Source organism: [Clostridium] colinum (genome assembly GCF_940677205.1).
GTDB classification, from domain to species: Bacteria; Bacillota; Clostridia; order Lachnospirales; family CAG-274; genus Tyzzerella; species Tyzzerella colina.
Genome location: NZ_OW712331.1, coordinates 723,577 through 745,682 on the forward strand (window position 1 = coordinate 723,577; position 22,106 = coordinate 745,682).

The following is a 22,106-nucleotide window of genomic DNA, read 5'->3' on the forward strand; positions in this document are numbered from 1 at the left end:
AATTAATTTACATATTTTGGAAATAAAGTTTATTTTGTCATTAAAATTTTTGATAATAAAAATTATATTTTAAATATTTTCAGTGTATAAAATGTTAAATATAGTTATTATATTTAAGACTAGATATATTAAATATTTTTTATCAATATATTATAAACAACATATAAATTTATAATATTAATAATTTCTTATAAATATTTTTACTTTAATAAAAATTATATAAGAATATTAATATAATTTATTTAATATGCTGGTAACGTATAGTTATATAAATTTTAATATACCTATCTAATATATTTAAAATTTTAGTATTAAAATTAATAAAATATATTATTATATCAAAAATTTTATTTTATGCTAAAATAACTAATTATTTAAAATTTATATGTAAATTAAATTTATAAATAATAAAAATATAAAGAGGTAGGAGAAATTTATGAGAAGAATATTTTTAACATTATTTATAGGAATTATGATTTTTTCTATGCCACAAATGGCTATGGCACATTATGACACTGCATATTGGCATGAAACTTATATTACAAAAAATAATTCTGATTGGATGAAATATGTTGATGGGAATATGAAAATTAGTGAACTGTCTATTCCAGGAACACATGACAGTATGGCTTATCGTAGTGATTTATCTGCTATTGATAATACAAGAACACAAACAATGAATTTAAGACAACAACTAGAAAGTGGTATACGATATATAGATATACGCGTAAAAGATAATGGAAATAACAATTTTGTATTACATCATGGACCAGTATATTTGGGATTTAGTTTTGATTATGTATTAGATGAATTACATAAATTTTTAAATGAATATCCATCTGAGAGTGTATTTATGCGTATTAAACAAGAACAAAGTAGTTCAAGTGATGAAAAAATGCTTCAAATATTTAGTAAGTATTATAGTAAATATAATAATTTATTTTGGAAAAAAGAAGATAGAGATACAGAAAATCCTACTTTAGATGAGGTAAGAGGAAAAGTAGTTATTTTAAGTGATGTATTATCATTAAATTATTACGGAATTAATTATAGAGATATTTCTGTACAAGATGTATATCACTTAAATACAAATTGGGAATTATATTCAAAATCGGAAAAAATTAAAAAATTTGCTTTAGATATTAATAATAATTCAAATTCAACATTAAGTATTAATTATTTAAGTGCATCTGGAGGAGTATTTCCTTATTTTGTTGCTAGTGGACATGCTAGACCACAGACAAATTCACCACATTTATCAACAGGTTTAACAACACCAGCATTTAATGGTCATTATCCAGATTTTCCACGTTTTAATCGAGTTGGAGCGCTTGCTACCATTTCATTTGAAGGAACTAACACTTTATTTGCAGATTTAATTAAAAAGGAAAATTTAACTTATACTGGTATTGTAGCAGCAGATTTTCCAGGAGAGAGATTGATTCAAGCTATTATAAATTTAAATATTAAAAAAATAGAAAATGGAAACTATTTTATTAGTTTAAAAAATTCAGAAAATGCTGTTTTAGACCGTAATTTATTAACAGAAGACTATTTTACATTTTGGACTTATAATGGTGGAGAAAATCAAAAATGGGAAATTAAGTATGACGAAAATGAACAAGCTTATCAAATAAAATCTTATGAAAATGATTCTAAAGTTTTAGCTTGGAATGATTTTAATGGGTTAAATCAAGTATTTATTACACATAATCAATTTAAACCAGAGCATTATTGGTATATATATCCATATAAAGATGGATATGTAATAAGAAATTATAAAAATCAGGATTTATATTTAAGTAAAGATAGTAGTAGTAAAAATGGACAAAGATTAATATTAAAAAAATTAGAAAAATATGAAGATGTTGTTTTTAATTTAGAATTATTAAATAAATAGTAAAGCATATATAAAATATTTAAGCTTATATTAAGCTTAAATATTTTATTGTCTTTTATCATAAGTTTTACAGTAATAAAGCTTTAAAATAAATAATAAAAAACATAAATTACCAGATTATTTTTTGATATTTTGTTTAACATATATATTGTAGCATATGAATTGCTAAAAAATAAAAATATTTTCAGGAGGAAAAATTTATGTCAACAAACAAATCTTCAAATAAAATTAATGTTCCAGAGGCAAGAGCCGCTTTAGAGCAATTTAAATATGAAGTTGCAAATGAAATAGGTGTACCTTTAAAACAAGGATATAATGGAGATTTAACATCTGCTCAAAATGGATATGTTGGTGGATATATGGTTAAAAAAATGATAGAAGCACAAGAAAGACAAATGGCAGGTAAAAACTATACTAAATAATAGTTTTTATAGCTAAATATAATTAAGATAAAATTTTATAATAAATTTTAGTATAAGCTTATTATAAAATATATATTATGGTTATTATATAATAAATTTATTAAAAATTAATATATTTTTACTAGATTTATATTAATAACTTCTTGCTGAAGATAAAGTCATATTAAAAATTTATGGCTTTGTCTTTTTATAGTATAATCAATTTTTTGAATACGAAAGTATTCAAAAACAGGTATTATTAAAATTTATCAAAATTAAAATTTAAAACAAAAACCCGTTTATAAATTTTAATTTCATAAATTAAGTCATACCTTAATTGTAATAATAAAAATTTTTAATAAAGTTTATTAAAAATTACATACAAATAATATAAATATTTTATTATATAGTAAAAACCACCTAACAAATAGGTGGTATTATTCGGTATTGATTAATCTCTTCTACCTAATATATAGCCAAGAAATAACCCTTTTATGAACATTAAGCCAACAAAAATAGCACTTAACATCATTAATTTTGATTTTTGATTGTTAGTTATAAAAGTACCTTTAGGTGAAGTTAATTCTAATTGTTTTTTAAAAGCTCTATAATGTTTTTTAGCCATACTAAATTACCTCCTAAAATAAATAAAATTTATTTATTTATATGATTATAACACAAAAATAATATTTTAAAAAGGTAAATTTTATAAAAAATAAAAAAAATAATGCAAAATATTAAAAAATAGGTTATAATGTATCATAGTAATTTTATTTTTAAAAATTATATAAATAGAAATGGAGATGATTTTTTGTACACTGAAATCAAACAACTTTTTAAAGAAACTTCAAAATATACTCAAAGTGAAATAACTATTTGTGGTTGGGTAAAAACTATTAGAAGTTCAAAAACTTTTGGATTTATAGAAATAAATGATGGTAGTTTTTTTAAAGGCGTTCAAGTAGTTTTTGATGACAAATTAGAAAATTTTGATAAAATAGAAAAATTGGGTGTTGGCAGTAGCCTTATTGTTAAAGGTAATCTTATAGAAACACCAGAAAATAAACAACCTTTTGAAATAAAAGCTATTAATATTGAAATAGAAGGCGAAGCTCCTTCAGATTATCCTTTACAAAAGAAAAGACACACTTTTGAATATTTAAGAACTATAGCTCATTTAAGACCTAGGACAAATACTTTTTCAGCTGTATTTAGAGTACGTTCTTTAATAGCTTACTCTATACACAAGTTTTTTAACGAAAGAAACTTTGTTTATGTGCATACACCACTTATAACTGGAAGTGACTGTGAAGGTGCAGGTGAAATGTTTAAAGTTACTACTTTTGATATGGAAAACATACCAAAAACAGAAGAAGGCAATATAGATTATAGTAAAGACTTTTTTGGTAAAGAGGCTAATCTTACAGTTAGTGGACAATTATCGGCAGAAGCTTATGCTATGGCTTTTAAAAATGTATATACATTTGGTCCTACATTTAGAGCAGAAAATTCTAATACACCAAGACATGCAGCAGAATTTTGGATGATAGAACCAGAAATTGCTTTTGCTAATTTAAATGACGATATGGAGCTTGCAGAAGATTTGCTTAAATATATTATTAATTATGTTTTAGAAAATGCACCAGAAGAAATTAAATTCTTTAATGATTTTGTGGATAAAACTCTTATTGAAAGATTAGAAAATATTGTTAAAAATGATTTTGGTAAAATTACTTATACAGAGGCTATTGAAATTCTTAAAAAAGCAGATGTAGATTTTGAATATCCTGTTGAATGGGGTATTGATTTACAAACTGAACATGAAAGATATTTAACAGATAAAGTGTTTAAAAAACCTGTTTTTGTTACAGACTATCCAAAAGATATAAAAGCTTTTTATATGAGATTAAATGATGATAACAAAACAGTTTCTGCTATGGACTTATTAGTACCTGGTGTTGGTGAACTTATAGGCGGTAGCCAAAGAGAAGAACGTATAGATGTACTTACAAAAAGAATTGAAGAAATGGGGCTTAAAGAAGAAGACTACTGGTGGTATTTAGAGCTTAGAAAATTTGGTGGAACAAAACATGCTGGATTTGGTCTTGGATTTGAAAGATGTGTTATGTATATTACAGGTATGTCTAATATAAGAGATGTTATACCATTCCCTCGTACTGCTAAAAATGCAGAATTTTAGATTTATACTAATTACCCTTAATTTTATTAAGGGTAATTAGTATAAATAAAAAGTTATTATTAGTAAAGGAGAATACTTATGGAAGATTTTAAAGCTTATGATATTATAGATAGTAAAACAGCATTTAATGGAAAGATAATAGATGTTAAAGTAGATACAATATGTTTACCAAATGGTAATAGTGCAAAAAGAGAAGTAGTTTTAAGAGGAGATGCAGCGGCTATTGTTCCAATAGATGAAAATGGTAATGTTATATTAGTAGAACAATATAGACATCCAGCTCTTAGCATGATTTTAGAAATACCAGCAGGTATGTTAGAAGAAGGAGAAGACCCCAAAAAATGTGCTATTAGAGAGCTAGAAGAAGAAACTTCTCTTATAGCTAAAGATGTTACACATATTACCACTATGTATCCAGCAGTAGGCTTTTGTACAGAAAAAATACACATATTTTTAGCTAGACAACTAGAGCAAGGTAAATTTAATTTTGATGAAGATGAGTTTATAAATGTAAAAAAAATGCCTATAGAAAAAGCAATTGATATGATATATACAGGTGAAATAATAGATTCTAAAACAATAGTAGGGCTTTTAGCTTGTAAAAAGTTTTTATAAAGGAGATTAGATTATGAGTTTATTTTTAGGACCAATACATTATTGGTTGTATAATAAAATTAGTTTACAAAATAAAATTATAAATAATATTTTAGAAGAATTAAAAATTAGTGATTTAAATATTATTTTAGATGAAAAATTTGGTTGTTTAGAAGATAAACCATTAGAAAATATGATAGATACACAAAATATACACGGTTGGTTACAAGAAAAAGTTGACCTTGTAGAGAATAAATTAGCTTATGTAGTTAAATACTCATTAGAGCAAGATAAAAATAACTTAGAAAAAATAAAAAATATATTTTACTCTTTTGGTAGTAATATTGATATAAATGGTGATAAAAATGATGCAAGTGTTGTGTTTAAGGCTATTGAAGATAATTTATTAGATGGAATGCCTTGCGATAGAGCTAAAGTTATTATAAATAAAAGTAATAGTAGTGTTAAATGGGAAAAGAACATTTGCGTGCATAAAAAATATTGGGATATAATAGGTATTGATATTGATATATATTATAGCCTTGTTGATGAGTTTATGTGTGGTATTTTATCTAATACAAAGTTTACTTTAGAACATGATGAAAATAATATTTTTATAATAGAATAGAAAAATATAATATACGTTATATTAAACAAAAATATTAAAAATTTAACGCAATTATATTTTTCTAGTATATAAAAATTTAATTATTATTTAATTGTTTTAGCAACATTTTACAATGACTATAAAGTTCTTTAGAAGAGGTAGTATTTAATATATCATTTAAAACTTTATTTGCATTATTAAAGTCATTTAAATATATATAACAATCTACCTTTAAAGAACATATTTCATCTAAAAATATTTGACTATTTTCTGTCTTTTCTTCTTTATTTAGTATTTTATCACAATATACAATAGCTTCTTTATATTTTTTTGTATATATAGATAAGTAAATCATATTTTTTAAAATATTTAAATCATAATCAATATTATTTAAAACTTTCTTAAAATATATTAAAGACTCATCAAAACTATTTAAAAATTGCAAACATATGGCTTTAGAATAATATATATCTGTTAATTGATTTTTATCTAACATATTTTTAAATAGTAGTGAAGTATTAAAATATTTAAGTGCTTCTAAAAAGTTAGATTCATTATATAAGTAAATTAAACCACGTTTATATAATGTTTTTGGGTTTTCTGGAGCATTTTCTATTATGCTATTTATGTTATTTTTTACAATTACATTTGCAAATCCATTATTATAGTTATTGATAAATTTACATATATCATTATAAATTTTATCATCACTATTACCTAAATAAAAATTAGTATCTTCTTGAAAAGTTATATGTACGTTAAATGACCTTTCAAAAACAGGCAATAAATAGCAGTCTTTAGCTTTAGCTTTAACATTATAGTATAAATCTCTACCTACAGAAGGATAGCTTAATTTTTTTTGTAAAAAATTATAAACAGTTGCATTTTTATACCAACCAACTAAATAATATTTATTATTTTCTTCATAAACCCATAAAATTAAAGCATTTTTTAAAAGAATTGACTCATCATTTTTAAATTTTATATTAGACAGATTAACAACTCCAGATTTTAAGGAAGCATATCCATAACAATAATCATTATAATCTTGAAAATTATATATTTCAGGATTATTTGATTTTTTTTCTTGATAAAATTTGTCATATATGTTTACAGAAGTATTTTCAATACCACTATAATATTTTGAAAAACCTATTTTAAAAATAATAAAATTCATAATAACCTCATAATAATAAAAATTTGAATAATTAGTGTTTTTTAGTATAAAATAAATTTATAATAATAATTATATCAAAAAAATCGCTAATATTAAAGAAAAATTATAATAAAATAAAAAAGATTCTATTAAAACTATATACTTTTTTTTAATTTAGTATTATAATATGTATAAGCAAAAAGTTATAATTATAAAGGAGAAAAAAATGGACACGGTAATAGTCATTATGCAGAAAAACAAAAAAACTGGTCTATTTGAAAAAGAGTTACAAACACTTAGCATAGAAAAATATGAACAGTTTATATTAAATATTTATGCTCTAGAAAATGAGGATAATAAAATTTTTTTAAATATAAAATTAACAACAGATATAGATGTATTAGATTGGGAATATAATGCTATCTATGATTATTATGATATGGATATATTTAAAAACTTAGGATATGAAATAATAGAGTGTGAAGATGAATACAATCCAACTTGGGAAATTAGTTTTGAATATACAGAAGACAATAAACAATTGGTTGAAAAAGTAAATAGTATTTTAGAGTATCATAATAAAGAGTTAAATGAAATAAAAAACATTATAAAAGATAAAGAAGGAGAGTATAAAAATGAAAAATAAAAAAAATATTATAATTATATCAAGTTTTATTATTATAATTACTTGTGTTTTTTTGCTATACTTTTTAAACAAGTTATCAAAAAATAGTAATGATATGCCTATAAATAATAAAACTTTAAAAAGCTTAAATGAATTTAATGAAAAATTAGATGAATATTATATTACAACTTGGGACCAAAATAAATTTTTGTCATCATATAGTTATCTTGTAAAAAACAACTATTCAGAAGTTACATTAGAAGATATAGAACAAAGTTTAAATTATAGTATACCAGAAGAGATAAAAAATGTTAGTATTCACTTTGTAAAACCAAAAAGTTTAAAACCATATTTAGGGGATAAAATATTAGATGAAGACCCTGAAATATTAACAGTATATAGTGCTTTACCAGTAGAAAATGGTATGTATATTTCATCTAAATTTGATAAAGGTGGTGTTATATCAGAAAAAGATTATAAAGAATTTGTAACACAACATTCTTGGATGCACGGAGATATCAAAACACCACAAAAAGAAGATAAAGATTATATTGAAATAATGAATGCAGTTGTTGAAAAAGATGAATTATTAAAAGATGGGAATATTAAACATATTGCTTGTGATGATAAGTATGCTATAGTAGTAGTGTCAAATAAGGACAATCCTGCATATATTAAACAATATGCATTAGAAAAAAATAATGAAGGTAAATATAAAATAATAGTTGAAGATTTAGAAACTTTAGATAGTAAAATTTTTATAAACTATGCTTATACAGATTTTGAACTAGGGTTATTACCTTTATATGAAATAAGTAGCTATAATAATATATCATCTAATCAAGATTATATTATATCAACATTAAAAAATGAGGGTAAAATAGATAACAATGAAGAGGTAACTTATTCTTGTGGTGCTGGTAATTTTATATATTTAGAATTTAAATCTAATCTAAAAATTTTATTATATAAAAATAAAGAGGGGAATTTAGATATATATGAAGTTGATAATTTTAAAACTGCCTTATCTAAAATGTTAAGTTTAGAGTCTAATCCACCAGCATTTATATTAAATTTTCAATAAAATATATAAAAAAATTTATGGAGGATAATAATGATAATAGATAAGTTGCATATAAGTTTATTTAATATTTTAAATGAACTTATATACATATATGATTATAATACATTAGATATTTTATTTTTAAATAATACTGCAAAAAATATATTAAAAATAAATAATAATATACCATTAAAAAAAGATATATTAAATTGTTCTTTTTTTAATAATAGACAAGTATTATCTAGAGATATAACTGAAGAACCTAAGTTTATTAGTTATGAAGGTAATAATTTTAGCATAAATAAAACACATTCTATATATAATCATAAAAAAGCTGTATTATGTATATGCAATGAATTAAAAGATTTAGAACTTCATAAATACCAAAAACCTTTAGATATGAAAGATGTTTTGATAAATAGTGTTTCTTTACTGTCTAAAGAAGATGAATTATTTAAAATTATGTATGAAATATTAGAAATAATAGGTTTATACTATAATGCAGATAAATGTTATATAAATGAGTATTTAACTAATAGTGAAAATAAAGTTTACTGTTACGAATGGAATAGAATAAAATATGAAAACAGTATGTACTATGAAATTAATAATAAAGAAGATATATATAAATGGTCTAAAATAGTAGTAGATAAAGAGTTATTATTTATAGAAGATATAAACTTTATAAAGAAAATTTGGCCAGAGAAATATGAAGATTTAAAAATTAAAAAAATTAATAATGTATTTATATGCATAATGAATTTTTTAAATAAACCAATAGGATTTTTATGTATTGAAAATATAGAAATTCATAAATCAGAAGTTTTATTGTTAAAATCTTTAGTATATTTTATAGTAAATGAGTTTAATAGAAGACAAATGTCTAAAAAATTGACATTTATGAGTTTTCATGATGAAGCTACAGGCCTTAATAATAAAAATAAATATTTAAATTATATAGAAAATATAAAATATACAAATTTAAAGTTTATTGGAGTTGCATTTATAGATATTAATGGATTAAAAATAATAAATGATACACAAGGGCATGAATTTGGAGATAAAGCAATAAAAGAAGTTAGTGAAGCTTTAAAGAGATATTTTAGAAAAGAAGATATTTATAGAGTAGGTGGAGATGAATTTGTTATAATATCTGAAAATATATCAAAAGATACTTTTTTTCAAAAAATAAATTCTATAAATAGACACTTTTTAGATTTGATGGAATACAGTATTTCAATTGGATATTTATGGGAAGATAAAAATATAGAAATTAATACACTAACTAACTTAGCAGATGAATATATGTATCAAGCTAAAAAAGCTTATTATGAATATATAAAAGCTAAAAATGTAGAAATATTTTCGGCTATGGCAACAAAATCACTTGAAGATAGCAATAAAATAAAAATAACTTTAGGTTATGATACAGAATTAGATTTTAATGCTAATAAATTTTCTTTTCAATCAAAACAAGATATATTTAAATTTAAAGTTAAACAATTAATAAACAATAATTCAAAAACATATATGCTAGTAATGTTAGATATTAATGATTTTAAATTAATTAATGAAATGTATGGATTTGATGAAGGAAATAATATATTGTTAAAAATAAACCATATTATAAATAAACATATTTTTGGCAAAGGTATATGCTTTCATTCTTATTCAGATGTATATTATTTCTGTTGTGAGGCATCAGATGATAATGAAATATTAAAATTATTATATAATATAAATAATGATTTAAATGAAAATATTTTAAATATAAAAATAGTATTATCTTATGGTATATATAGGATTTACGATAAAGATAAAGTAATAGATATAGATGAAATTTTAAAGCGTGTAAGCTATGCCCACAAAATATCTAAAAAAGATAAGACTAAAAATATTACTTTTTATGATGATATATTAAAAATTAATATGTTAAATGAAAAGCAGATAGAAAATGATATGGAAGATGCACTTAATAATAAAAATTTTAAATTATATTTACAACCTAAATATAATATATATAATTCTAACATAGTTGGTGCAGAAGCTTTAGTAAGATGGCAACACCCACAAAAAGGATTAATGTTACCATATAAATTTATAAATATTTTTGAAAAAAATGGATTTATTATGAAACTAGATATGTATATTTTAGAGGAAGTATGTAAATTTTTAAAAATCAATGAAAAAATAGGAAGAGAAAATATACCTATATCTGTAAATATATCTAAATTAAACTTTAGAAGAAAAAACCTTAAAGAAGATATAATGAAAATAATAAATCAATATAATATAAATCCAAAGCTTATAGAATTAGAAATAACAGAAAGTTTAATAGCTGAAGAACCAGAACAAATTATTAAAACTATTCAAGATTTAAAAAATGAAAATCTTACTATATCTATGGATGATTTTGGTACAGGTTATTCATGTTTAAATATGTTACAAAAACTTCCAGTTGATGTCTTAAAAATAGATTGTGGATTTTTTAAAAAATTTGAAAAATCTAAAAAAGGTGCTGCTATAATAAAATCTATTGTTATGTTAGCTAAAGAACTTAATTTAGATATAGTGGCAGAAGGTGTAGAAAATAAAGAAGAAGTAGAATATTTAAAAGAAATAGGTTGTAATAATATACAAGGATATTATTTTTGTAAACCTATACCATTAGAAGAATTTGAAGAAATAGCATTTAAAAATAATAATACTTGACAATTATAAAAAGATTTTATAATATTATGTATATGTAAAAGATTTTTTGGAGGAAAAAAATGTTTGCTACAATTAAAAATAAACTTAAAGAAAAAAAAGGCTTTACTTTAGTTGAAATTATAGTAGTTATGACTATAATAGTTACACTTATTGCTATAGTAGCCCCTAATACAATTGGTTATGTTAATTCCGCTAGAAAAACATCTAACAAAGCTACAGCTAGAGCAGTATATATAGCTAGTATGCAGGTTGTAGCAGATGCTGTTATGAAAAATACACCATTGTCTACAGAATCTGATATAAAAAATGCTATAAAAACAGCAAACTTATTACAAGGTAATGCAGAAACAATTTTAAAAGACGTAAGTATTAATTATGATTCTAAAAATTATATCATAAATTCTGTTACATATTTAGGAGAAAAATATCCAGAGGATATAAATACTAAGGTAAATTAATATTAGGGGGATTTTTATATGAGTATGATAGAAAGTATTGCCTCGGCTTCTACGGCAATAAGTATGAATAATGCTAAAGAAGGGGTTTCCTTATCTTTGTTAAAAGATGCTATGGAACAAAGTGAAGCTAATATTATGAAAATTATGGAAATGGCTCCAGCTCCAAGTGGTACAACGATAGATTATATTGTTTAGAATTATTAAAAATAAGCACTTAGTTATTATATAACTAGGTGTTTATTTTTAGTATTAAAAAAATTTATTTTTAAATATTAAAAATAAAAAATACCCTTTATTAAAAATTATAAAACAATAATTATCAATAAAGAGTATTAAAACTTTTAAATATATATTACTTTAATTTTATAAAGAAAAAAGGATACTAGCTATATAACAAGAAATAATTAATATACCTAAGAACATAGAAGACTTTTGACTTTTCTTTGTATATAATGTACCAATAACTATAAATGTGGCTATTATTCCCCATATAATAAGGTTGTCTGCTTGCTTGTCTGGAGAAAAAATATTACCTTTAGAATAGAATATATCTCCAATAGCTAATATTGTAAAGTTAAATAGATTACTACCTATTACATTTCCAAATGAAGCATTAAAATTACCAAGTCTTACAAGATTAAAAGAAGATGTAAGCTCTGGTAAAGATGTAGCAATACCTAAAAATATAGCTCCACCAACTGTTACTCCGAGTCCAAGTTTTGTATTTAATTTATCTGTAACTTCTGTTAGCATCATACTAAATATTACTAATAATATAGAACAAATTATAAATCTAAAAATTATTTGTTTTATACTTAAATCTAGATTATCTTCATTATCTTCACTATTTTCAGATGATGAATCATTCATTTTAGTTATGTTTATTATATATAAAATAAGTATAAGAATAGAAGCATAACTAACATTTAAAAAACCTATATTTAAGCTATAATTATATTTCATACCTATAAAACAAATAATAAAGATAATTATAGTAAATATACTTGTTAACATATGACTTTTTGATAAATATGCATCTTTAAACTTTTTGGAAAATAATAATATACAAGCACCTAGTATTGTAAGATTAAATATATTACTTCCAAATACATTCCCTTGAACAAGGCTAGGTTGATTTAAAGCAAATATGGCAGTTAAGCTTGTTATAAATTCGGGTAATGATGTAACAGCAGCTAGTAAAACACCACCTATAAATGCCCCAGAAAGATTTGTTTTTTTATCTAGTGCATCTACATATTTTGATAAAAAGATAGATAAAACTACAACAAGAGTTGCAAGGACTAAATATTGAATGTAAATCAAAATAAAAGCCTCCTTAATAATTAATTTCGATAAAAAAAATTATATACTTTATTATAAAAATAATCAAGCAAAAATAAAAAAATATTTGAAAAAAATTAAAAATATTGTTAATATATATACAAATGAAATAAAGGGGGAATAATATGCTTTCAAAAGTTATATCTTCTACATTAATAGGTATAGATGGATTTAAAATAGTTGTAGAAGTAGATATAAGCCAAGGCTTACCAGCATTTGATATAGTGGGGCTACCAGATTCAGCTGTTAAAGAATCTAAAGATAGAGTTAGAACAGCTATAAAAAATTCTAATATAATTATGCCTGTAAAAAGAATAACTGTAAATTTAGCTCCAGCTAATATAAGAAAAGAGGGACCTTCTTTTGACTTGCCAATAGCAGTTGGTATATTGTCTTGCATAGGTGTAATTAAAGAAGAAACATTTAAAGATACTATGATTATAGGTGAACTATCTTTAGATGGAACCGTAAACCATGTAAATGGTATATTACCTATGGTATATACAGGAAAACAATCTGGAATAAAAAAATATATAGTACCTTATGACAACATAGAGGAGGCAGGGCTTGTATCTGGTGTCGAAATAATAGGCATAAAAAATTTAACTGAACTAATACAACATTTAAATGGTAATAATAAAATAAATCCTATAAATATTAATATTGACAATTTATTAAAAAATGATACACTTAATAGTGATTTTGATTTTTTAGATGTAAAAGGTCAAGAAAATGTAAAAAGAGCTTTAGAGATAGCAGCATCTGGTATGCATAATATTATTATGATAGGTCCACCAGGCTCTGGAAAGACTATGATGGCAAAAAGGATACCTAGTATACTACCAGATATATCTTTTGAAGAAAGTATTGAAATAACTAAAATATATAGTGTATCAGGAATTTTACAAAATAAAAACTCACTTGTTACTAAAAGACCATTTAGGGCACCTCATCATACAATATCTAATTCGGCTATGGTAGGTGGAGGGCGTGTACCAAAACCAGGTGAGGTAAGTCTATCTCATAATGGAGTATTATTTTTAGATGAATTGCCTGAGTTTAGCAGAAATGTATTAGAAGAATTAAGACAACCATTAGAAGATAGACAAGTTACTATATCTAGAGTAAATGGTACAATGACATTTCCAGCTAATATAATGCTAGTGGCAGCTATGAATCCTTGTCCTTGTGGGTTTTATGGATATTCAGACAAATGTACTTGTTCACAAAATACTATATCAAAATATTTAAATAAAATAAGTGGACCTCTTTTAGATAGGATAGATATACAAGTAGAAGCATCATCTGTTGACTATAAAGAGCTAAGTTTAAATAACAATAATGAGTCTTCAAAAGATATTAAAGAAAGAGTTGCTAATGCACAAAAAATACAAATTAAAAGATATAAAAATGATAATATATATTTTAATTCACAATTAACTGCAAGTTTAATAGAAAAATATTGTAAGCTAGGTAGTGATGAGAAAGAAATATTAAAAGGTATATTTGATAAATTACAATTAAGCGCTAGAGCTTATCATAAAATATTAAAAATATCAAGAACTATTGCAGATTTAGAAGAAAGTGAAAATATTGCTGTATCACATATAGCAGAAGCTGTTCAACTTAGAAATTTAGATAGAAAATTTATGTTTTAATGAGGTTTACTATGTTAGAAGAAAATTTTATAATGTGGCTTGCTAGAATAGAAGGTATAAGTATAAGAAAAAAATGGGATATACTAAAATATTTTAAAACAGCAAGAGATTTTTTTTATGCAGACATTTCTGAAATAAAAATATTTTGTAATAAACATAGAATAAATATAAATAATATATTAGAGGTTAAAAATGAAATATTAATAGAGCAATACGTTGATGAATTATACAAACATAATATAAGATTTATAACTCAAGAAAGCAAAGAATATCCACAACTTTTAAAAAACATAATAGATGCTCCTTTAGGTTTATATATAATAGGTAATATGCCTAAAGATTTATATAACAAAGTTGGTGTTATAGGCGCTAGAAAATGCACTCAATATGGAGCTATGAATGCATATAAATTTGGCAAAGAATTAGGCGAAAATAATGTAGTAGTTGTTAGTGGTATGGCTATGGGGATAGATTCTATGGCACATAAAGGAGCAATAGATGGAAAAGGAAAAACAGTAGCAGTGCTTGGCTGTGGCTTAGATATAGTTTATCCACCATCAAATATATCACTTAGAGAAGAGATTATAAACAATGGTTGTATTATAAGTGAATTTCCTATTAAAACACCACCATATCCAGCTAATTTTCCTATGAGAAATAGAATAATAAGTGGAATTAGTGATGGTGTATTAGTTGTGGAATCTGCTAAAAAAAGTGGTACATTAATAACAGTAGGTCAAGCATTAGAACAGGGTAGAGATATTTTTGCTATACCAGGAAATATAAATAATCCTATGAGTGAAGGTACAAATAACCTTATTAAAGAGTGTGCTTTTCCAGTTACTAATATAGATGATATATTGTCTAATTTAGGAATAATATATAAATATTCAAAAGAAATTGATTTTTATGATGAAAAAATAGAAAATAAAAATAATAATACAGAAAAATCTGAAAATATAAAAAATTTACTTGCACCAGAGGAAAAAATAGTATATGCTTGTATAAAAGATAGTCCTATTACAATAGACGAAATAATTTTAAATTCTAATACAGACATTAAAACTGTTCAATACATTTTAACAATGCTAGAGCTTAAAGGATATATACAGAAACTTGCTGGACAAAAATATATTAAAGCTTTATAAACTAATTTAGGAGGATTTGTATTATATGGCGGTTAAAAAAAATTTGGTTATTGTAGAATCACCTGCAAAGGCCAAGACATTAAAGAAATTTTTAGGAAGTAATTATAAAATAGAAGCATCTATGGGACACGTTAGAGATTTGCCTAAAAGTGAAATGGGTATAAATATAGAAAGTGACTTTGAACCTAAATATATTACAATAAGAGGTAAAGGAGAGCTTTTAGCTAAGCTTAGAAAAGAAGTAAAATCTGCTAATAAAATATATTTAGCAACTGACCCAGATAGAGAAGGTGAAGCAATAAGTTGGCACCTTTTATATGCATTAAAATTAAATGAAAATAGTGATAAAAAAGTTTATAGAATAACTTTTAATGAAATAACAAAAAATGCTGTTCAAAAATCTATAAAAGAAGCTAGAGAAATAGATATGAATCTAGTTGATGCACAACAGGCAAGACGTGCATTAGATAGAATAGTAGGATATAAAATAAGCCCTTTATTATGGAAAAAAATAAAAAAAGGGCTTAGTGCTGGTAGAGTACAGTCTGTTGCACTTAAACTAATATGTGATAGAGATGAGGAAATAGAAAATTTTATACCAGATGAATATTGGACAATAGATGCAAATTTAAAATTTAGCAAAAATAAGGTATTAAAAGCTAAATTTTATGGTAAAAATGGTAAAAAAATAGAAATTACATCTAAAGAGCAAACAGATGAAATATTAAACAATATAGGAGATAGTAAATTTATTATTAGTGAAATAAAAGAAGGAAAGAGAAATAAAAATCCTTTACCACCTTTTACAACAAGTACATTACAACAAGAAGCTTCTAAAATTTTTGGATATGCATCATCTAAAACAATGCTTATAGCACAACAGTTATATGAAGGTATTAGTATTAAAAATGAAGGAACAGTTGGTTTAGTATCATATATTCGTACAGATTCTGTAAGAATATCGGACGAAGCTTATTTACAAGCTAAAGAATTTGTTGAAGATAGCTATGGAAAAGAGTTTTTTGCAAGTGAACGTAGAATATATAAGTCTAGAGGAAAGGCTCAAGATGCACACGAAGCAATAAGACCAACATATGTTAATAGAACGCCTGAAAGTATAAAAGAATCTTTAACAACAGAGCAATATAAAATATATAAGCTTATATGGGAAAGATTTTTATCTAGTCAAATGTCATCGGCAGTTTATATAACAAAAAATATAAAAATAAAAGCTAATGATTATGAATTTAGAATAACTGGTTCTACATTAGAGTTTGAAGGTTATTTGAAAGTATATAGAAAAAATGAAGAAAAAACAAACGAAAAAGAAGAAGAAGTTTTAATACCAGAAATTAACCTAAACCAAGAGCTAGAAAAACAAGATATAATACCTTTACAACATTTTACTCAACCACCAGCAAGATACACAGAGGCAACCTTAATAAAAACATTAGAAGAAATAGGTGTAGGAAGACCTAGTACTTATGCTCCTACAATATCTACAATAACCGCTAGAAACTATGTTACAAAAGAACAAAAAGTTTTTTATACTACAGAGTTAGGCGAGATAGTAAATAATATTATAAAAAATAATTTTGATAATATTATAAACGTAGATTTTACAGCAAAGATGGAAAGTAAGCTAGATGAAATAGAAGAAGGTAATATAGAATGGAAACAGGTATTAAGAGACTTTTATCCTCCATTTGAAAAAATGATAGAAGAGGCTTATGAAAAAATAGAAAATATAGAAATAGAAGATGAAAAAACAGATATTTTATGTGAAAAATGTGGTTCTAATATGGTTATAAAATATGGTAAATATGGTAAATTTTTGGCTTGCCCAAATTTTCCAGAATGTAGCAATACAAAACCATTTTTTGAAGAAGCAGGTGTTAATTGCCCTAGCTGTGGAGGAGCAGTTTTAATAAAGAAAACAAAAAAAGGTAGAAAATTTTATGGTTGTGAAAATAACCCAGAATGTGAATTTATATCGTGGAACAAACCAACTGGTGAAAAATGCCCTAAATGTAATAGTTTTTTAATTGAAAAAGGAACAAAAAATAAAATTATTTGTTGTAGCAATAATGAGTGCGGTTATTATATAACTAAAGAAGAGTAAAGGAGTTATTAAATTGAGGATAGATTTAAAAGAAAGTATAAAAAGTTTAAGTTTTATATTACAGAATGTATCCAAAAAAGAAAAAGTTTTAGTTAATTTTATTAATGAAATTTCTAAGATATTAGATTCAGACATATTATTGTTAGATATAGAAGGTAATATATTATATGAAATAAATACTAAATTTGAATCTTTTGCATTTAAAAATGAATTATCTGGAGAAAAGATTTTAGAAAATCAGGTAATAAAACAATTAGAAAGTATAAATAATCCTAAAATAAATGTAACATTAGATAATCTTTATACAACAAAATTTGATAGAAATGAATTAAATAATATATATGGAATATTTTTACCTATGTATATGTATAAGGAAAGATTGGCTACTATAATTATATATAGAAAAAATAATTGTTTTTCTAAAGATATAGATATTTTGTGTGAATATATAGTATCTGTTTTAAGCATATTAGTTTGGAACTATAAAAGTATTGAAACAAATGAAAAACAAGCTAAAAAACAAAATATAAAAACTTGTATTGCGACTTTATCTTATTCTGAATTAGAAGCGACCTTAAGTATATTTGATGAAATAGAAGGTAATGAAGGTTTAGTAGTTGCAAGTAAAATAGCAGATAGAAAAGGTATAACAAGGTCAGTGATAGTTAATGCACTTAGAAAGTTTGAAAGTGCAAGAATTATAGAGACTCGTTCTTTAGGAGTTAAAGGTACTTATATAAAAGTTTTAAATGAATATCTTTTACAAGAATTAAGTAAATTTAAAAACTAATAAAATTAGGAGTATTTTTATGACAAAAAATTTACATGCAAACCATAGAAAAAGAGTTAGAGCTAGATTTATTAAAGATGGAAACTTAGATAGTTTTGAACAACATCAAGTATTAGAGCTTTTATTATTTTATTCTGTACCAAGAAGAGATACTAATGAACTTGCACATAAATTATTAAATGAATATGGAAGTTTATATACTTTGATGAATGCTAAACCAGAAGATATTATAAAAAGATGCAAAGTATCTGAAACAACAGCTGTTTTAATATCTATGATACCATATGTATGTAGAAAATTTTTAAGTAGTGCTTTAGACAATGAAAGACCTTGTATTAATTCTTTTAATATAGCACATAGTTATTTTGAATCAATATTAATAGGTAAACCTTTTGAGAGTTTTTATATGTTATGTTTAGATTTAAATAAAAGGCTTAAAAAGATTGTAAAAATAAGTGAAGGAGTAACAACTAATTCTCCTATTTATATGGAAAAAGTTGTAGGAGATGCACTTTTACATAATTCATCTTTTGTAATAATAGGACATAATCACCCAAATGGTAATAAAAAACCTTCTAGCGCAGATGTTGAAGTTACTATGAAAATAACTAATGCTTTATTACATATAGATATAAAAGTTTTAGATCATATTATTATTTGTGGAGATGATAGTTTTAGTTTTGCTAAAAAAGGCTTATGTAATTTAAGATATCAATAAACAAAAATTATGTTTTACCGTATATATTAATATAAATATATATGGGAGTGATTACATGAAAAAGCTATATAGAAGTAATGAAAGAGTATTAAATGGGGTTTGTAGTGGATTAGGAATATATTTAGGAATAGACCCAGTAATAATAAGAATAATATTTATTATATTTTTAATAACTGATGGATTTTTTTATCCTACGTTAGCATATTTTATAATGTCGTCTATAATTCCTATAGATAGTAATATTATAGATATTGAAAATTAGAAAGGATAAAGAAAAGATGAAGAAAATTACAAGAAGTATGTATGATAGAAAATTAGCTGGTGTATGTGGAGGATTGGGAAAATTATATAATATAGATTCTAATTTTATTAGAGTAATTTTTCTTATTTTATGTGGGTATATACCTCCTATATCATTAATATATGTTATTTGTATTTTTATTATACCAAAAGAGAGTATGTTTTAAACAACTATTAGTATTAATATAAAAACATAAATTTATTACTTTTATTTATAAAGAGCCTAAAAAGCTCTTTTCTTTTTTTATAATTTTTAATATAAATATTATCTAAAATAAAAAAATTAGTTTCAAAAAGTCAACAAAATTTTGAAACAAGAAAAAATCTAGACCAAGCATCTAAGTATATGTTATAATTTACTAAAGTAAATTCAAATTAAATTAATATTTTATGAAATGAGGTTTATATTATGAACAACTTAGATTTATTTATAAATTATTTATGTGGTGAGTTTAATAATGATATACAAATACAACGAGAAGAAAAGGAAGGAAAGTTTATTCATCCAAAGGCTAAACATATAAATAATATTTGTAACAATAAAATTAAAAATTTACCAGAAAATTTTAAAGGATACTTTATTATAGAAGAAAGTTATTATGAGCAAAATAATTTTAAAAATATTTTACCACATTTGTTTTTGTTTACAGAAGATGAATATGGTAATATTGTTTTAACTTCTTATGAGTTACCAAAAGATATATCTAAAGAGGATTTTAGAAATGATAATCAAAATTTAGTTATGGATTATAATGAATTTAAAATATCTGAAAAATTTGAACCTATGACATATAAATTTATAAATGATGGATTTGAGGGAGAAAGCATAAGTAAATTTACATCAACAACTACATTTATTTTAAAAGAAAGAATAGAAAAAGATATTTTATATGTAAGTGAAATATTTAAAAAAGATGATAAAATAACATTTGGTTGTGAAAAACCTATAATATATAATAGAGTAAAAAGTTTTTAATTTAAAGGAATAAAAATGAAAAAAAAATTACTATATAATAAAAATTTAAAGGGTAAAGTAAAAGTTTTAGGAGACAAGTCCATATCTCATCGTGCTATTATGATTGGTGCATTAGCAGAAGGTATTACAAATATTAAAGGATTTTTAAAAGGTGAAGATTGTATATCTACAATAAATTGTTTTAAAGAGTTAGGAATAAAAATTATAGAAAATAATGACATAATAAGTGTTTATGGAAATGGTTTACATGGTTTAAAAAAACCTAAAAATACTCTTTATGTTGGTAACAGTGGGACAACTATACGCCTTATATCTGGTATATTATCTGCCCAAAATTTTTCTTGTAGTATAACAGGGGATAACTCTATTTTAAAAAGACCTATGCAAAGAATAATAGAGCCACTTTCTTTAATGGGGGCTAATATAGACAGTGATAATGGATTTGCTCCTTTAAATATAAAAGGAACAAGATTAAAAGGTATCATATATAGTATGCCAATAGATAGTGCTCAAGTTAAATCAGCAATATTGCTTGCTAGTCTTTACAGTAGTAATAAAACAATTATTAAAGAAAAAGGTAAATCAAGAAATCATAGTGAAATAATGTTAAAAAATTTTGGGGCAGATATTACGATTAATAAAAATAATATTATTATTAATCCTATTAATAAATTAAATCCCCAAAATATAAATATATGTGGAGATATATCTTCAGCGTGTTTTATTATTGTAGGGGCATTAATTACAAAAAATTCACATATTATAATAGAAAATGTAGGAATAAATCCAACTAGAACAGGTTTTTTAGAAATTTTATTAAAAATGGGAGCTAATATTAAGTTTTTAAATATTAGATATGTAAATGGAGAAAAAGTTTGTGATATAGAAGTAAAATCATCAAAATTAAAAGGGTGTAATATTTATGGAGATATTATACCTAAAATGATAGATGAAATACCTTTATTTGCATTAGTAGCATCTTTAGCAGATGGTGTTAGTATAGTTAAAGATGCACAAGAATTAAAGTTTAAAGAAAGTAATAGGATAAAAACTATATCTACAGAGCTTAATAAAATAGGTGCTAATATATTAGAAACAGATGACGGTATGGTTATAGAGGGAAATAAAATATTTTATGCAAATGAATGTGAAAGTTATAATGACCATAGAATAGCTATGTGTTTAGCAATAGCATCTTTAATATGTAGCGAACCAATTTTTTTAAATAACTATAAATGTGTTGACATTTCATTTCCTACATTTTTTAATATTTTAGAAAATTTAGCAAACTAATAGTTTATTATTAAATTAATAAACTAAAGATAGGAGGGATAAAA

The 22,106-nt window shown here is 23.5% G+C and carries 22 protein-coding genes; 19 read left to right on the plus strand and 3 right to left on the minus strand.

The window, feature by feature from the left end:
• Nucleotides 1-436 precede the first annotated feature (436 nt).
• Nucleotides 437-1,900 carry a phosphatidylinositol-specific phospholipase C domain-containing protein gene (locus tag NBW53_RS03510; RefSeq protein ID WP_250278701.1) on the plus strand — a complete coding sequence of 488 codons (1,464 nt, stop codon included), beginning with the start codon at nucleotides 437-439 and terminating at the stop codon, nucleotides 1,898-1,900.
• 200 nt (nucleotides 1,901-2,100) lie between these two features.
• The gene (locus NBW53_RS03515; RefSeq protein ID WP_250278702.1) at nucleotides 2,101-2,322 is read left to right on the plus strand and encodes an alpha/beta-type small acid-soluble spore protein; all 222 of its coding nucleotides are present in this window, start codon (nucleotides 2,101-2,103) and stop codon (nucleotides 2,320-2,322) included.
• 430 nt (nucleotides 2,323-2,752) lie between these two features.
• Here NBW53_RS03515 and NBW53_RS03520 read toward each other — a convergent pair whose 3' ends face one another.
• A complete protein-coding gene (locus NBW53_RS03520; protein ID WP_250278703.1) occupies nucleotides 2,753-2,926 on the minus strand; it encodes a hypothetical protein in 174 nt (57 codons plus the stop codon).
• Nucleotides 2,927-3,112: 186 nt separating this feature from the next.
• On the opposite strand from NBW53_RS03520, the gene asnS reads away from it, so the two are divergent.
• From asnS to NBW53_RS03535, 3 genes are all read left to right on the plus strand, one after another.
• The gene (gene asnS / locus NBW53_RS03525; RefSeq protein ID WP_250278704.1) at nucleotides 3,113-4,501 is read left to right on the plus strand and encodes an asparagine--tRNA ligase; all 1,389 of its coding nucleotides are present in this window, start codon (nucleotides 3,113-3,115) and stop codon (nucleotides 4,499-4,501) included.
• A gap of 78 nt (nucleotides 4,502-4,579) precedes the next feature.
• Nucleotides 4,580-5,116 carry an NUDIX hydrolase gene (locus tag NBW53_RS03530; RefSeq protein ID WP_250278705.1) on the plus strand — a complete coding sequence of 179 codons (537 nt, stop codon included), beginning with the start codon at nucleotides 4,580-4,582 and terminating at the stop codon, nucleotides 5,114-5,116.
• A gap of 13 nt (nucleotides 5,117-5,129) precedes the next feature.
• Nucleotides 5,130-5,723, plus strand: a complete 594-nt coding sequence (locus NBW53_RS03535; protein WP_250278706.1) for a hypothetical protein — start codon at nucleotides 5,130-5,132, stop codon at nucleotides 5,721-5,723.
• A gap of 76 nt (nucleotides 5,724-5,799) precedes the next feature.
• Here the strand turns inward: NBW53_RS03535 and NBW53_RS03540 are convergent, their stop codons facing one another.
• Nucleotides 5,800-6,879 carry a tetratricopeptide repeat protein gene (locus tag NBW53_RS03540; RefSeq protein ID WP_250278707.1) on the minus strand — a complete coding sequence of 360 codons (1,080 nt, stop codon included), beginning with the start codon at nucleotides 6,877-6,879 and terminating at the stop codon, nucleotides 5,800-5,802.
• 226 nt (nucleotides 6,880-7,105) lie between these two features.
• On the opposite strand from NBW53_RS03540, the gene NBW53_RS03545 reads away from it, so the two are divergent.
• The 5 genes from NBW53_RS03545 to NBW53_RS03565 are packed head-to-tail and all read left to right on the plus strand — an operon-like array spanning nucleotide 7,106 to nucleotide 11,911.
• On the plus strand, nucleotides 7,106-7,504 hold the full coding sequence (locus NBW53_RS03545; protein WP_250278708.1) for a DUF6762 family protein: 399 nt from the start codon (nucleotides 7,106-7,108) through the stop codon (nucleotides 7,502-7,504).
• Nucleotides 7,494-8,567, plus strand: a complete 1,074-nt coding sequence (locus NBW53_RS03550; protein ID WP_250278709.1) for a hypothetical protein — start codon at nucleotides 7,494-7,496, stop codon at nucleotides 8,565-8,567. Before NBW53_RS03545 ends, NBW53_RS03550 begins: the two co-directional genes overlap by 11 nt.
• A 30-nt stretch (nucleotides 8,568-8,597) precedes the next feature.
• Entirely contained in the window at nucleotides 8,598-11,258 is a 2,661-nt protein-coding gene (locus tag NBW53_RS03555; RefSeq protein ID WP_250278710.1) for an EAL domain-containing protein, read from the plus strand.
• A gap of 59 nt (nucleotides 11,259-11,317) precedes the next feature.
• Nucleotides 11,318-11,716 carry a type II secretion system protein gene (locus NBW53_RS03560; RefSeq protein WP_250278711.1) on the plus strand — a complete coding sequence of 133 codons (399 nt, stop codon included), beginning with the start codon at nucleotides 11,318-11,320 and terminating at the stop codon, nucleotides 11,714-11,716.
• Between the two features lie 18 nt (nucleotides 11,717-11,734).
• Nucleotides 11,735-11,911 (plus strand): putative motility protein, encoded by a 177-nt coding sequence (locus NBW53_RS03565; RefSeq protein WP_250278712.1) that lies wholly within the window; start codon nucleotides 11,735-11,737, stop codon nucleotides 11,909-11,911.
• 168 nt (nucleotides 11,912-12,079) lie between these two features.
• On the opposite strand, the gene NBW53_RS03570 is transcribed toward NBW53_RS03565, so the two are convergent.
• Nucleotides 12,080-13,039, minus strand: coding sequence for a sodium:calcium antiporter (locus NBW53_RS03570; RefSeq protein ID WP_250278713.1), 960 nt, complete (start codon nucleotides 13,037-13,039; stop codon nucleotides 12,080-12,082).
• Between the two features lie 143 nt (nucleotides 13,040-13,182).
• Between NBW53_RS03570 and NBW53_RS03575 the strand changes: the two genes are divergently transcribed.
• From NBW53_RS03575 to aroA, 9 genes are all read left to right on the plus strand, one after another.
• Nucleotides 13,183-14,715: a YifB family Mg chelatase-like AAA ATPase gene (locus NBW53_RS03575; protein ID WP_250278714.1), complete on the plus strand. Its 1,533-nt coding sequence runs from the start codon at nucleotides 13,183-13,185 to the stop codon at nucleotides 14,713-14,715.
• An 11-nt stretch (nucleotides 14,716-14,726) separates the two neighbouring features.
• Nucleotides 14,727-15,863, plus strand: coding sequence for a DNA-processing protein DprA (gene dprA, locus NBW53_RS03580; protein WP_250278715.1), 1,137 nt, complete (start codon nucleotides 14,727-14,729; stop codon nucleotides 15,861-15,863).
• A gap of 25 nt (nucleotides 15,864-15,888) precedes the next feature.
• A complete protein-coding gene (gene topA, locus NBW53_RS03585) occupies nucleotides 15,889-17,985 on the plus strand; it encodes a type I DNA topoisomerase (protein ID WP_250278716.1) in 2,097 nt (698 codons plus the stop codon).
• 13 nt (nucleotides 17,986-17,998) lie between these two features.
• Nucleotides 17,999-18,775 carry a GTP-sensing pleiotropic transcriptional regulator CodY gene (locus tag NBW53_RS03590; protein ID WP_250278717.1) on the plus strand — a complete coding sequence of 259 codons (777 nt, stop codon included), beginning with the start codon at nucleotides 17,999-18,001 and terminating at the stop codon, nucleotides 18,773-18,775.
• A 19-nt stretch (nucleotides 18,776-18,794) separates the two neighbouring features.
• Nucleotides 18,795-19,493: a JAB domain-containing protein gene (locus tag NBW53_RS03595; protein WP_250278718.1), complete on the plus strand. Its 699-nt coding sequence runs from the start codon at nucleotides 18,795-18,797 to the stop codon at nucleotides 19,491-19,493.
• 55 nt (nucleotides 19,494-19,548) lie between these two features.
• The gene (locus NBW53_RS03600; RefSeq protein WP_250278719.1) at nucleotides 19,549-19,755 is read left to right on the plus strand and encodes a PspC domain-containing protein; all 207 of its coding nucleotides are present in this window, start codon (nucleotides 19,549-19,551) and stop codon (nucleotides 19,753-19,755) included.
• Complete coding sequence (locus tag NBW53_RS03605; RefSeq protein ID WP_250278720.1) at nucleotides 19,745-19,960, plus strand: PspC domain-containing protein; 216 nt, start codon at nucleotides 19,745-19,747, stop codon at nucleotides 19,958-19,960. Before NBW53_RS03600 ends, NBW53_RS03605 begins: the two co-directional genes overlap by 11 nt.
• A gap of 242 nt (nucleotides 19,961-20,202) precedes the next feature.
• Entirely contained in the window at nucleotides 20,203-20,769 is a 567-nt protein-coding gene (locus tag NBW53_RS03610) for a hypothetical protein (protein ID WP_250278721.1), read from the plus strand.
• 15 nt (nucleotides 20,770-20,784) lie between these two features.
• Nucleotides 20,785-22,062 (plus strand): 3-phosphoshikimate 1-carboxyvinyltransferase, encoded by a 1,278-nt coding sequence (aroA, locus tag NBW53_RS03615; RefSeq protein WP_250278722.1) that lies wholly within the window; start codon nucleotides 20,785-20,787, stop codon nucleotides 22,060-22,062.
• Nucleotides 22,063-22,106: the final 44 nt, after the last annotated feature.